At 66.6% G+C, this 13,484-nt stretch carries 10 protein-coding genes; all 10 read left to right on the top strand.

Annotated features, from left to right (window positions below; translation table 11 throughout):
- Positions 1-68 precede the first annotated feature (68 nt).
- On the top strand, positions 69-833 hold the full coding sequence (locus TY25_RS39940) for an ABC transporter permease (protein WP_226887528.1): 765 nt from the start codon (positions 69-71) through the stop codon (positions 831-833).
- The gene (locus tag TY25_RS39945) at positions 830-2,182 is read left to right on the top strand and encodes an MCE family protein (protein WP_042265436.1); all 1,353 of its coding nucleotides are present in this window, start codon (positions 830-832) and stop codon (positions 2,180-2,182) included. Before TY25_RS39940 ends, TY25_RS39945 begins: the two co-directional genes overlap by 4 nt.
- Positions 2,179-3,264, top strand: a complete 1,086-nt coding sequence (locus TY25_RS39950; RefSeq protein ID WP_226887155.1) for an MCE family protein — start codon at positions 2,179-2,181, stop codon at positions 3,262-3,264. The genes TY25_RS39945 and TY25_RS39950 overlap by 4 nt, the downstream gene beginning before the upstream one ends.
- A complete protein-coding gene (locus TY25_RS39955) occupies positions 3,264-4,274 on the top strand; it encodes an MCE family protein (protein ID WP_042265438.1) in 1,011 nt (336 codons plus the stop codon). Before TY25_RS39950 ends, TY25_RS39955 begins: the two co-directional genes overlap by 1 nt.
- A 1-nt stretch (position 4,275) precedes the next feature.
- Positions 4,276-5,529 (top strand): MCE family protein, encoded by a 1,254-nt coding sequence (locus TY25_RS39960; protein WP_042265440.1) that lies wholly within the window; start codon positions 4,276-4,278, stop codon positions 5,527-5,529.
- Complete coding sequence (locus TY25_RS39965; protein WP_081869396.1) at positions 5,526-6,764, top strand: MCE family protein; 1,239 nt, start codon at positions 5,526-5,528, stop codon at positions 6,762-6,764. Before TY25_RS39960 ends, TY25_RS39965 begins: the two co-directional genes overlap by 4 nt.
- Complete coding sequence (locus TY25_RS39970) at positions 6,761-8,002, top strand: MCE family protein (RefSeq protein WP_042265443.1); 1,242 nt, start codon at positions 6,761-6,763, stop codon at positions 8,000-8,002. Before TY25_RS39965 ends, TY25_RS39970 begins: the two co-directional genes overlap by 4 nt.
- A gap of 62 nt (positions 8,003-8,064) precedes the next feature.
- Positions 8,065-8,805: a hypothetical protein gene (locus TY25_RS41130; RefSeq protein WP_052383501.1), complete on the top strand. Its 741-nt coding sequence runs from the start codon at positions 8,065-8,067 to the stop codon at positions 8,803-8,805.
- 10 nt (positions 8,806-8,815) lie between these two features.
- Positions 8,816-9,532, top strand: a complete 717-nt coding sequence (locus tag TY25_RS39980) for a hypothetical protein (RefSeq protein WP_042265445.1) — start codon at positions 8,816-8,818, stop codon at positions 9,530-9,532.
- A gap of 358 nt (positions 9,533-9,890) precedes the next feature.
- Complete coding sequence (gene rpoB, locus TY25_RS39985) at positions 9,891-13,397, top strand: DNA-directed RNA polymerase subunit beta (protein WP_014988479.1); 3,507 nt, start codon at positions 9,891-9,893, stop codon at positions 13,395-13,397.
- Positions 13,398-13,484: the final 87 nt, after the last annotated feature.

The following is a 13,484-nucleotide window of genomic DNA, read 5'->3' on the forward strand; positions in this document are numbered from 1 at the left end:
AATCGCTTCGCCGGGCGGGAAATATCGCACGGTCACCGCTGAAGGTGATCGACCGGGCGGGCGAGCAGATGTCGTTCTACTCGCGCGCCATCGCCTGGATTCCGCGCACCGCCGTGCACTACCGCAAGGAGGTCATGCGGCTGCTCGCCGAGGTGACCTTCGGTAGCGGCGCGCTCGCGGTGATCGGCGGCACCATCGGCGTCATCGTGTTCATGTCCGGCTCGGTCGGCGTCGTGGTCGGCCTGCAGGGCTTCAAGGCCCTCGACGCGCTCGGCAGCTCCGTGCTCACCGGCTTCCTCACCGCCTACATCAACACCCGCGAGATCGCGCCGCTGGTCGCGGCTTTGGCGCTCTCGGCGACGGTGGGCTGCGGTTTCACCGCCCAGCTCGGCGCCATGCGGATCTCCGAGGAGATCGACGCGCTCGAGGTGATGGCCGTGCCCGGTGTGCCGTTCCTGGTCACCACCCGCGTGATCGCCGGCTTCCTCGCGGTCATCCCGCTCTACATCGTCGGCCTGCTCGGCACCTTCCTCGCGTCCCGGATGATCAGCATCTGGTTCAACGGGCAGTCCAGCGGGTCCTACGACCACTACTTCAGCCTGTTCCTACCACCGGAAGACGTGCTCTATTCGTTCTTGAAGGTGCTGGTCTTCGCCTTCGTGATCATCATGGTGCACTGCTACTACGGCTTCCACGCCACCGGCGGACCCGCGGGTGTCGGCGTCGCGGTCGGTCGCGCGGTACGCGCCGCGATCGTGCTGGTGAACGTGCTCGACTTCTTCCTGAGCCTGGCGATCTGGGGGACGACCACGACGGTGCGGGTGGCGGGATGAACCGCGTGCAGCTGTGGCGCTCGACCGAGAAGCTCCGGGTGCGATTGCTCGGCATCGCCTTCTTCGTGGTGGTCGCGCTGTTCCTGGCGACCACCATCGCGATCTACAACAAGCAGTTCGTGAAGACCGTCGACGTCGACCTGGTGACCGACAGCGTGGGCAACGCGCTGACCAAGAACGCGGATGTGAAGGTCCGCGGCGTCACGGTCGGCGAGGTGCGCTCCAGCCGTTCGGACAACGGCAAGGTGACCTTGAACCTGGCCATTCAGCCGGACAAGGCCGACCAGATCCCGTCCAACGCGACCGCGCGCCTGCTACCCAAGACCCTGTTCGGCGAGCGCTATGTGGATCTGATGATCCCGGCCGAGCGCAGCGCGACGCACCTGACCAACGGCGTAACGCTGCAACAGGACAAGAGCGGCAACGCGATCGAGCTGAGCAAGCTGCTCGACGATCTGATGCCGCTGCTGCAGGCGATTCCGCCGCAGGACCTCGCCGCCACCCTCGGCGCGCTCTCCCAGGCGCTGTCGGGTCAGGGCCTCGCGCTCGGCGAGAGCGTGGACAAGCTCGACACCATCTTCCGCGAGGTCAACGGCGTGCTGCCGGACCTGCAGGACGATCTGCGCAGCTTCGCCACGGTCGCGGCCACCTACTCCGACGCGGCGCCGCAGCTGGTGCAGGCGCTGGACAACCTGCGCACCACCAACGCGACCATCGTGCAGCGCCGCTGGGACATCGACTCGCTGTACGCCGTGCTGACGCCGACCTCGTCGGACACCGCCGACTTCTTGGTGGCCAACCGCGACAACATCATCGATCTGGCCGCGGATTCGCGTCCGCTGCTGGAGGACCTGGCCACCTACTCGCCGACCTTCCCGTGCGCGATGGCGAACTTCGCGCAGCTCAAGCCGCGCATCGACCGGATCCTCGGCAAGGGGGAGGCCCAGCCCGGGTCGCGGGTGACCATCGAGCTGACCAACAACCGCGGCAGGTACCTGCCCAACCAGGACGAGCCGCGGTGGCTGGACACCCGTGGACCGTGGTGCATTCCGGAGAAGCCGCTCGGCGTCGATCCGGGGCAGTACACCACCGGCGGTCCGAGCAACGACGGCTCCTACGCCGTTCCCAGCCGCAACCCCGGCGATATCAACGCGGGGCAGATGTCACCGCCGCAGTACGGCGTGTATCCCGCGGGCAACGTCGCGACCATCGCGGGCTCGCCCATGGAACAGCACTCGCTGGGCGCGATCTACGGTGCGGCCCAAGGTGTTTCGCCTGACCAGGTACCGAGCTGGGTGACCAGGGCCGGTGCGCCCGCGTTCCGCGGCAGCGAGGTGAGCGTGCGATGAACGCGATCAAACAGCAGCTGCGCGGCCTCGGCGGGCCGCTCACCAAGTTGATCATCTTCGTCATCGTGACGTTGTTCGCGACGACGGTGCTCGCGCTGTCCATCGCGAACTACAGCGGCGGCGGTACCGCGTTCAAGGCCCGGTTCACCGATGTCACCTCGCTGAACCCGGGCGACGAGGTGCGCGTCGCGGGTGTGCGGGTCGGCAAGGTCACCGATGTCTCGATCGTGGACAAGCGGCTGGCCGAGGTGAAATTCGAACTCACCGACCGTGATTGGCTGCCCGCCTCGACCATCGCCACCATCCGGTACCGGAACCTGGTCGGTCAGCGCTACATCGCGCTCGAGCAGGGCACCGGCGAGCAGGGCCGCAAGCTCAACAAGGGCGGCACCATCCCGCTGGAGCACACCCGTCCCGCGCTGAACCTCACCACGCTGTTCAACGGTTTCCGTCCGCTGTTCCGGACGCTGACCGCCGACGACGTGAACAAGCTCTCGTTCGAGATCATCCAGGTGTTCCAGGGGGAGCAGGGCACCATCCACGATCTGGTGACCACCACGGCGAGCCTGACCAACAAGATCGCGGACAAGGACGCCGTGATCGGTGAGCTGGTGCGCAACCTGACCGCGGTGCTCGACACCGTGAACCAGCGCGACGACCAGTTCGATCAGCTCATCGTCAATACCGAAGCCCTGGTCAGCGGGTTGTCCGCGGAACGCGACACCATCGGCCGCTCGGTCACCTCGCTCGGCAACCTGGCCTCGGCCACCGGCGATCTGCTGGTCCCCGTGCGGCCCACGCTGCAGGGCTCGATTGCCGGACTGAGCCAGCTCACCGGCACGCTGAACGAGCGCAAGGACGAGGTCAACGAGGCTTTGACGAACCTGCCGCTGAAGATGGAAAAGCTCGGGCGCGTGGGCAGTTACGGCTCCTGGTTCCAGTTCTACCTGTGCGGTATCGACATCGTGGTCGGGCCGGGCGCGGTGGACGCGCCGCAGCTCAACCTGCCCGCCGGGCTGCCGACGATCAACCAGCCGCTGTACACCAACGCCGCGCCGCGCTGCTCCGGGAAGGCCCGCTGATGGACGACCGCGTATTGCTCGGACGCCGCAGCCCCGCCTTCATGGGCGTGCTCGGACTGGTGCTGGTGTTGCTGGTGACGATGTCGGCCTTCTTCTTGGACCGGCTGCCGATCATCGGTGCGGGCACCAAATACACCGCCGAGTTCTCCGAGGCGGCCGGCCTGAAGAAGGGCAACGAGGTCCGGATCGCGGGCGTCAAGGTCGGTGCGGTGGACGACGTCCGGCTCGACGGTGCCAAGGTGCTCGTCGATTTCCGGACCCAGAACGCCTGGATCGGCAGCGAGACCACCGCCTCGATCCAGATCAAGACGGTGCTCGGGCAGAAGTATCTGGCGCTGGACCCGAAGGGTTCCGGCACCGCCGACCCGAGCAAGCGAATCCCGTTGTCGCGCACCGTCGCTCCGTACGACGTGGTGGACGCGTTCTCCGACGCCGCGGAGAACATCGACCAGATCGACACCGCTCAGCTGGCCACCAGCATGCGGGTGCTCTCCGACGCGTTCGCGACCACGCCGCCGGAGATCCGCGGTTCGATCGACGGCGTCGCCCGGCTCTCGGAGACGCTGGCCAAGCGGGACGAGCAGCTCAAGAAGCTGTTCGCGGCGACCAGGCAGACCACCCAGGTGCTCGCCGATCGCAACGCGGAATTCGAGCGCCTGCTCAGCTCGGGCGGGCAACTGCTGGCCGAGCTGAACATCCGGCAGCAGTCCATCGCGCAGCTGCTCGACGGCGCCAAGACCGTATCCGCCGAGCTGACCGCCCTGGTGCACGACAACGAGGAGCAGATCGGCCCGGCGCTGAAGAACCTGCGCGGCTCGATCGATCTGCTGAATGCCAACCAGCAGAACATTTCCAAGACTTTGGAGCTCGCGGCTCCGTTCTACGGGATCTACGCCAACGTGCTCGGCACCGGTCGCTGGTTCGACGCGGTGATCGTGAACCTGCTTCCGCCCGCCCTGCCCGACATCCCCGGCAACCGTCCGCCGATCCGCACCATGGGAGGTAACTGACATGGCGGATCGGCTGACCGCACTGCGTAGTTCGGGCCGGGGGACCAAGGTCGCGATCGCGCTCGTCCTGGTGGCCGTGCTGATCGTGGCCGGGGTGCTGTGGTGGCTGTTCGACCGGATGACCACCACCAGGATCACCGCGTACTTCGATCGTTCGGTGGGCATCTACGAGGGTTCGGACGTGCGAATCCTCGGTGTCCCGGTCGGTTCGGTGGATTCGGTCGAACCGCAGGGCGATCAGGTCAAGATCGTGATGAGCGTCGATCGCCGCTTCGATGTGCCCGCCGACGCGCGGGCCGCGCAGATCACCCCCTCGATCGTGTCCGACCGCTACATCCAGCTCACCCCGGTGTACACCGGCGGGCCGAAAATGCCGCGCACGGCGACCATCGCGCGCGATCGCACGGTCACCCCGGTCGAGGTCGACCAGCTGTACAAGAGCATCACCGAACTCTCGGATGCGTTGGGCCCCAACGGCGCCAACAAAGAGGGCGCGGTCAACGACCTGGTCCGGACCGGCGCGGCGAACCTCGACGGCAACGGTGAAGCGCTGGCCAACAGCCTCACTCAGCTGTCCAAGGCGGCCAAGTACCTGTCCGACGCGCGCGGTGACATCTTCGACACGGTCAAGAATCTGCAGACCTTCGTCACCATGCTGGCCCGCAACGACGCGCAGGTGCGCCAGTTCAACGTCCAGCTCGCCGATCTGTCCAGCTTCCTCGCGAACGAGCGTGACGATCTCGGCGCCGCGCTGAACCTGCTGTCCGTCGCGCTCGGCGACGTCGCCCGGTTCATCGACAACAACCGTGAGCTGATCGCCAGCAATGCCGAGGGCCTGACCCAGCTCACCGAGACGCTGGCCAAACAGCGCGACGATCTGGCGGCGGCGCTGCCGGTACTGCCGGTGGCGCTGAGCAACCTGATCAACATCCACAACGCCGAATCCGGCACCCTCGACATGCGGGCCAACTTCACCGACCTGCAGGATCCGTTCGGCGTGATGTGCAAGCTGGTCGATGTGTCCAAGCTGCGGCCGGGCGATCCGCAATTCGAGGCGCTGGGCCGGCAGATGCGCCCGATCCTGGACCACTGCCAGGAGATCTCCGATCAGATCACCGCGGGGGTGAAGACGCCGACGCTGATCCTGCCGTTCGGCATTCTCAGCGGCGAGAACCAGCAGCGCGCTCCGGTGCCCGGCACCGTGCCCGGCACGCCGTCGGACCAGCTGCCGCCGTCTCAGGGAGGTGCGCGGTGAGTAGCAGAATCCGTTCCGTCACAAGGGGTTTCGGTATCGCGCTGGCGACCGGCCTGGCCGCCGCCCTGGTCACCTCGTGCGCATCCGACGGCATCTACAGCGTCCCGCTGCCCGGCGGCGCGGACGTCGGCGACCATCCGATGCGCATCGATATCCAGTTCGACGACGTGCTCGATCTGGTGCCGCAGTCCGCGGTCAAGGTGGAGGGCGTGCCGGTCGGCCGGGTCGAAGAGATCACCATCGGCAAGGACCAGTGGACCGCGACGGTGCGCACCGTGGTGAACTCCTCGGTGGACCTGCCCGACAACGCGCACGCCGAAGTGCGGCAGTCGAACCTGCTGGGCGAGAAGTTCATCGAGCTGTCCAAGCCGGCCGATCCGGCCGCCGCGAAGCTGCGCGACGGCGCGGTGATCACGGTCGATCGCACCCGGCACGCCACCGAGATCGAGCAGGTGCTCGGCGCGATGTCGTTGCTGCTCAACGGTGGTGGCGTCGCCCAGCTGCAACCGATCGTCACGGAACTGAACAAGACCCTCGGCGGCCGGGAGGAGCGGGTGCGCTCGCTGCTCGATCAGGCGAACACGCTGATCAAAGGTCTCGACGACCAGGTCAACGACATCACGCGGGCACTCGACGGCCTCGACGTGCTGAGCAGCCGGGTCAGTCAGCAGACCGAGCAGATCGGCAAGATCCTCGACGAACTGCCCGAGGGCGTGCAGATCCTGGAGCAGCAGCGACCCCAGCTCGTCGGTCTGCTGACCCAGCTGGACCGGGTGGGGCAGGCCGGTTTCGATGTGCTCGACCACTCGAAAGACGATCTGATCCGCGACCTCACCTCGTTGCGTCCGACGCTGCAGGAACTCGGCAAGTCCGCACCGGATCTGGTCACCGCGTTCCCGCTGATCCCGACCTATCCCTTCCCGGACTCCACGCTGGAATCCACCTTCGGCGGTTCGGTGAACACCTGGCTGTCGGTGGATCAGCAGATCGGCGTCACGCTGAGCAATCTCGGTGTGGGCAAACCGAATCCGGAGTACATCCCGCCCACCTTCGGTCCGCCGGTGCCGGTGAATCCGACCAACCCGTACTACAACGGCAACGGCCCGCGTGCGGGCTGGCCGACGATCTCGATCCTGCCGCTGCCGCCGAACATGGCCCAGCCGCCCGCGCCGGGCGTGCCGCCGAATCCGGTCGGGGCGATTCTGGAGCAACTGGGAGTGGGTGGTCCGCGATGACGAAGTTGGTGCGCTGGCAGCTGCTCGCGTTCGTGGTCGTCGCGGTGGTCGGCGTGGTGTTCGTCGGCGCCAAGTACATCCGGCTCGACCATATGCTGGGTTTCGGCCAGTACGGCGTGAAAGTGCAGGCAGACCAGACCGGCGGCATCTACAAGGGCGCCGAGGTGACCTATCGCGGCGTGCCGGTCGGCCGGGTCGGCACCCTGGAACTCACCGGCGACGGCGTGCTGATGAACCTGATCATCGACTCGGATTCGCCGGAGATCCCCGCGTCCGCGAAAGCCGTGGTGGCCAACCGATCCGCGATCGGTGAGCAATACGTCGATTTGCAACCGGACCGCGATTCCGGGCCCTACCTGCGCGACGGCTCGGTGATCACCTCGGCCACCACGCCGGTGCCGGTGCAGCAGCTGGTCGCCAGCGTGGACACGTTCACCCGCTCGGTCGATCTCGCCGCGCTGAACACCACCGTGCGCGAACTCGGCAAGGCATTCAACGGCAAGGGCGACGACCTGCAGGTCTTCGTCGATTCGCTGAACAAGTTCACCACCACGTTCAACGAAACGCTGCCGCAGACCATTCAGCTGATCCGGGACGGCAAGGTCGCGCTCGGCACCCAGGCCGAGCAGTCCGACGCGATCCGTCAGTTCAGCGACGGCCTGGACAAGCTGACCGCGCAGCTGCGCTCCAGCGATCCGGATATCCGCAGGTTGATCGGTACCGGCAACGACGCGGGGCAGCAGATCGGCGCGCTGCTGCACGAGAGCGGCGGCGCGCTCACCCAGGACCTGGGTAACCTGCGTCAGCTGCTGCTGGCGATCTCGCCCAAGTTCTTCGCGATCCGCCCGCTGCTGCAGATGATCCCGCAGCTCTCGATCGGCGGCTCGGCCACCGCGCCCGGCGACGGCACCACCCACTTCGGGCTCGTGCTGGAAACCAACAACCCGCCCGCCTGTACTGTCGGGTACGAGGGAACGCAGCGGATCCTCGAGCAGATGAAGGCGCAGAACCCCGACTTCGACGACACCCGCGACGAGTTCCCGTTCAACAAGGATGCGAAATGCCTTGTGCCGCAGGGTAACCCAACCGCGGTGCGCGGCGGTGAGCGGGCCGCGCTCGCCGATCCGAACATCGTGCAGCCCTGGGACAGCACCCCCAAGACCGATCCGGAACGGCTCGACCTGAGCCCGATCGCCATCCAGATGGCCACCCTGATGGGCGTCACGCCGAAGCGGTGACCGGACCGACGACGTTAGGTGAATACGCGTGAGCGAAGCGAAGGAAAACTCGAGGCGTAGCAGTGAGTGATGTGGACACGGCGGACGCGGCGCAGGCCGAGGGGGCTGCCGCCGTGGACATGAAAAAGGACAAGCAGGACACGGCCGCGGGTTCGGACGTGCGGGCCGGCTCCGGGATCTGGCGCACTCTCGTGCTGGCCGGCTCGGCGGTGCTGATGGTCGTCGCCCTGGTCGCCGCCGTCTGGTTCGGCGCGGGCTGGATCCGTGCCGCGGTCAGCGACGCCCCACGCGCGGACGCCCGCGACAACGCCCTCGACGCCGCCCGCCAGGCCGCGCTCAACATGACCTCGATGAACCTCGACGACGTGCCGGGCTCGCTCGCACTGGCCCGCTCCTCGATGACCGGCGCGCTGCTCGAGTCGGCGGAGAAGAACAAGGATCAGGCCGAGCAGCTCGCGAAGCAGACCGACGTCGGCATGACCTCCAAGGTGCTCGGCGCCGCCGTGACCACGCTGAACAGCGAAAAGGACAAGGCCTCCGCGCTGGTGGTGCTGCAGGTGACCGAGCTCGGCAAGGACAAGCCGCCGGCCGAATACCGCTACACCTGGAATGTCGACGTCGCCAAAACAGGCGAGGTGTGGAAGGCCGAGCAGATCTCCTCGTTGAGCCAGCCGGTGCTGCTCAGCGGTGGGCAGGGCCAGTCGCCGCAGCCGCCCGCCGGCGATCAGCCGCCGGTCGATCAGCCGCCGGTCGATCAGCCGCCGGTCGAGCAGCCGCCCGCCGCGCCGAAACCGGGATCGTAGGAGCGACACCATGACTTCTCGTAAACCGGTCAACCGGCTCACGCCCAAGCGGCAACCCGGCGCGGAACAGCAGTCGCGGACCGGTGCGTCGCGCACCGGCACGCCGCGCAACACGCCGGTCCGCAAGCCGCGCGTGACGGGTACTTCCCGTCCGGTCGGCAAGCGGCAAGCACGCGCGGAGCAACGCCCCGAGCCCGCGCGTGCCCGCACAGCACGGGTCCGTGCGCCGCGATCGAACCGTTCGTTCTGGACTCTGGTCGCGGGCTGCCTGATCGCCGCGGTGTTGCTCGGCGGATTCGCGGTGGTTGCCGCGCTGCGCCCGGGCGTGGACGACTCGAACCGGGCGTTCGTCGACAACAAGACCACCGAAGAGGTGCGGGCGGCCGCCGATCACGCGTTGCGGACCGTCTACGCCTACGACGTGAAGAACATCGACGGGTACCGGGACGCGGCCAAGCAGGTGCTCACCGGCAAGATGCTCGCCGATCTCGACAAGTACGCCGACACCACCATTTCGGCGGTGAAGCAGGCGCAGACGAGCGCGGATGCCAAGGCCGATCCGATCGGCGTGACCTTGCTCGCCGACGACCGGGCCGAACTGCTGGTCAACCTGGTGGTCAGTGCTACCAAGAACGGCGTGGCACAGCAGAGCGTCGCAGGTCCGATCGTGCTGCACATGCAGAAGGTGGGCGACCGCTGGCTGGCCAGCGACATCGTCGACCAGTGATCGGTCGCTCTCGCGCCTACTTGACGAGTTTCGCCCGACCAGTCACGCTATTCACAACAGCGGCAGCTGTCACAGTGGGTTCCCAGCGCCCCGTCGTCCTCGACGCAGCCAGCGATTCGGACACGGCGCGCCAGCCACGTGAATGTGCGCACGGGTGGTAGGTTGACACCCCCGTGACGATTGGTGTACGGTTGGACGTTGCGCTGGCTGCCTCCTGTCCATACCTCGATTTGCACACGTAAGTTCCACCTTCCGGTGTTACTTCCGTTGTTGCCTGTTCGGGTTTTGTTTGGGTCGTAACCAGCGGAATTCGTAGCAGACAAGCGACGGTCGCGGACCACCACGCGACGCGCGTGAGGTGCTGGAAGGACGCATCTTGGCAGTCTCCACCCAGACCAAGGCAGTTGCCGGAATCCCCGGAGCCCCGTTGCGGGTGTCTTTCGCGAAGATCCGTGAACCCTTGGAGGTGCCCGGACTTCTCGATCTACAGACGGACTCATTTGCATGGTTGATCGGTTCGCCGTCATGGCGTGAAAAAGTTGCCGCGCGCGGCGACGTCGGGCTAGTCGGGGGACTCGAGGAGGTGCTCGAGGAGCTGTCGCCGATCGAGGACTTCTCCGGCTCGATGTCCCTGTCTTTCTCTGATCCTCGGTTCGAAGAGGTCAAGGCCTCGATCGACGAGTGCAAAGACAAGGACATGACCTACGCGGCGCCGCTGTTCGTCACCGCGGAGTTCATCAACAACAACACCGGTGAGATCAAGAGCCAGACGGTCTTCATGGGTGATTTCCCGATGATGACCGACAAGGGCACGTTCATCATCAACGGCACCGAGCGCGTCGTCGTCTCGCAGCTGGTCCGCTCGCCGGGCGTCTACTTCGACCACTCGGTCGACAAGGCCACCGAGAAGGACCTGCACAGCGTGCGCGTCATCCCGTCGCGTGGCGCGTGGCTGGAGTTCGACGTCGACAAGCGCGACACCGTCGGCGTCCGCATCGACCGCAAGCGCCGCCAGCCCGTCACGGTGCTGCTGAAGGCGCTCGGCTGGACGACCGAAGAGATCGTGGAGCGCTTCGGTTTCTCCGAGATCATGATGTCGACCCTGGAGAAGGACAACACCGCCGGTCAGGACGAGGCGCTGCTGGACATCTACCGCAAGCTGCGTCCGGGCGAACCGCCGACCAAGGAGTCCGCGCAGACCCTGCTGGAGAACCTGTTCTTCAAGGAGAAGCGCTACGACCTCGCCCGCGTGGGTCGCTACAAGATCAACAAGAAGCTCGGCATCCACCTCGGCGAGCAGGTCACCGGCTCGGTGCTGACCAAGGAAGACATCGTCTCCACGATCGAGTACCTGGTCCGCCTGCACGCGGGTGACCGCGCGATGACCGCCCCCGGCGGCGAAGAGGTCCCGGTCGAGATCGACGATATCGACCACTTCGGCAACCGTCGCCTGCGTACCGTCGGCGAGCTGATCCAGAACCAGATCCGGGTCGGCCTGTCCCGGATGGAGCGCGTGGTCCGCGAGCGGATGACCACCCAGGACGTCGAGGCGATCACGCCGCAGACCCTGATCAACATCCGCCCGGTCGTCGCCGCGATCAAGGAGTTCTTCGGAACCTCCCAGCTGTCGCAGTTCATGGACCAGAACAACCCGCTGTCGGGTCTGACCCACAAGCGCCGCCTCTCGGCGCTGGGCCCGGGTGGTCTGTCTCGTGAGCGGGCCGGCCTGGAGGTGCGCGACGTGCACACCTCGCACTACGGCCGCATGTGCCCGATCGAGACCCCGGAAGGCCCGAACATCGGCCTGATCGGTTCGCTGTCGGTGTACGCGCGGGTCAACCCGTTCGGCTTCATCGAGACGCCGTACCGCCGGGTGATCGACGGCAAGGTCACCGACGAGGTCAAGTACCTCACCGCCGACGAGGAAGACCGGCACGTGCGCGCGCAGGCCAACTCGCCGGTCGACGCGGAGGGTCGCTTCCTCGAGGACCGGGTGCTCTGCCGCCGCGGCAACGAGGAGAACGAGCTCGTGCCCGCGTCCGAGGTCGACTACATGGACGTCTCGCCGCGTCAGATGGTGTCGGTCGCGACCGCGATGATCCCGTTCCTCGAGCACGACGACGCCAACCGCGCCCTGATGGGTGCGAACATGCAGCGTCAGGCCGTGCCGCTGATCCGTTCCGAGGCCCCCGTGGTGGGCACCGGCATGGAGCTGCGCGCCGCCGTCGACGCCGGCGATGTCGTGGTGAACGAGAAGGGCGGTGTGGTCGAGGAGGTTTCCGCCGACTACGTCACCGTGATGGCCGACGACGGCACGCGCAAGAGCTACCGGATGCGCAAGTTCGCCCGTTCCAACCAGGGCACCTGTGCGAACCAGCGGCCGATCGTGGACGAGGGTCAGCGGGTCGAGACCGGTCAGGTGCTCGCCGATGGTCCGTGCACCGAGAACGGTGAGATGGCGCTGGGCAAGAACCTGCTCGTGGCGATCATGCCGTGGGAGGGCCACAACTACGAGGACGCGATCATCCTGTCGCAGCGCCTCGTGGAAGAGGACGTGCTGACCTCGATCCACATCGAAGAGCACGAGATCGACGCCCGCGACACCAAGCTCGGTGCCGAGGAGATCACCCGCGATATCCCCAACGTCTCCGACGAGGTCCTGGCCGACCTCGACGAGCGTGGCATCGTGCGCATCGGCGCCGAGGTCCGCGACGGCGACATCCTGGTCGGCAAGGTCACCCCCAAGGGCGAGACCGAGCTGACCCCGGAAGAGCGGTTGCTGCGCGCGATCTTCGGGGAGAAGGCCCGCGAGGTGCGCGACACCTCGCTCAAGGTGCCCCACGGCGAGTCCGGCAAGGTCATCGGTATCCGGGTGTTCTCCCGCGAGGACGACGACGACCTGCCTCCCGGGGTGAACGAGCTGGTGCGCGTCTACGTCGCGCAGAAGCGCAAGATCCAAGACGGTGACAAGCTCGCCGGCCGCCACGGCAACAAGGGTGTCATCGGCAAGATCCTGCCCACCGAGGACATGCCCTTCCTGCCCGACGGCACCCCGGTCGACATCATCCTCAACACCCACGGTGTGCCGCGTCGTATGAACATCGGCCAGATCCTGGAAACCCACCTCGGGTGGATCGGCAAGGCCGGCTGGAACGTCGACGTCGCCACGGACGGGACCCGTCCCGACTGGGCGAAGGCGCTGCCGGAGGAGATGCTCGGCGCACCGTCGAACTCCAACATCGCGACCCCCGTCTTCGACGGTGCCCGCGAGGAGGAGCTCACCGGTCTGCTGGCCTCGACCCTGCCGAACCGCGACGGCGAGCGCATGGTCGACGACAACGGCAAGGCGACGCTGCTCGACGGGCGTTCGGGTGAACCGTTCCCGTACCCGGTGGCGGTCGGCTACATGTACATCCTGAAGCTGCACCACCTGGTCGACGACAAGATCCACGCCCGCTCGACCGGTCCGTACTCGATGATCACCCAGCAGCCGCTCGGCGGTAAGGCCCAGTTCGGTGGCCAGCGCTTCGGTGAAATGGAGTGCTGGGCGATGCAGGCCTACGGCGCGGCTTACACGCTGCAGGAACTGCTCACCATCAAGTCCGACGACGTGGTCGGTCGCGTGAAGGTCTACGAGGCGATCGTCAAGGGCGAGAACATTCCGGAGCCGGGCATTCCGGAGTCGTTCAAGGTGCTCCTCAAGGAACTCCAGTCGCTGTGCCTCAACGTCGAGGTGCTGTCTTCGGACGGCGCCGCGATCGAGATGCGTGACGGCGACGACGAGGACCTCGAGCGCGCGGCGGCGAACCTGGGCATCAACCTGTCCAGGAACGAAGCCGCCACCGTCGACGACCTGGCGAACTAGGCGGTAAGTGCGAATGTCGTTTGTTTCTAACGACATTCGCACCCCGCGTTCCACCAACTAGTGAACTTTTTGCTCGAATTCGACCCT

This window comes from Nocardia brasiliensis NBRC 14402 (assembly GCF_000308475.2).
Lineage (GTDB): Bacteria > Actinomycetota > Actinomycetes > Mycobacteriales > Mycobacteriaceae > Nocardia > Nocardia brasiliensis.

Coding starts and splice junctions, on each gene's coding strand:
- TY25_RS39940 (WP_226887528.1), top strand. CDS start 69: ATGTCGTTCTACTCGCGCGCCATCGCCTGGATTCCGCGCACCGCCGTG.
- TY25_RS39945 (WP_042265436.1), top strand. CDS start 830: ATGAACCGCGTGCAGCTGTGGCGCTCGACCGAGAAGCTCCGGGTGCGA.
- TY25_RS39950 (WP_226887155.1), top strand. CDS start 2,179: ATGAACGCGATCAAACAGCAGCTGCGCGGCCTCGGCGGGCCGCTCACC.
- TY25_RS39955 (WP_042265438.1), top strand. CDS start 3,264: ATGGACGACCGCGTATTGCTCGGACGCCGCAGCCCCGCCTTCATGGGC.
- TY25_RS39960 (WP_042265440.1), top strand. CDS start 4,276: ATGGCGGATCGGCTGACCGCACTGCGTAGTTCGGGCCGGGGGACCAAG.
- TY25_RS39970 (WP_042265443.1), top strand. CDS start 6,761: ATGACGAAGTTGGTGCGCTGGCAGCTGCTCGCGTTCGTGGTCGTCGCG.
- TY25_RS39980 (WP_042265445.1), top strand. CDS start 8,816: ATGACTTCTCGTAAACCGGTCAACCGGCTCACGCCCAAGCGGCAACCC.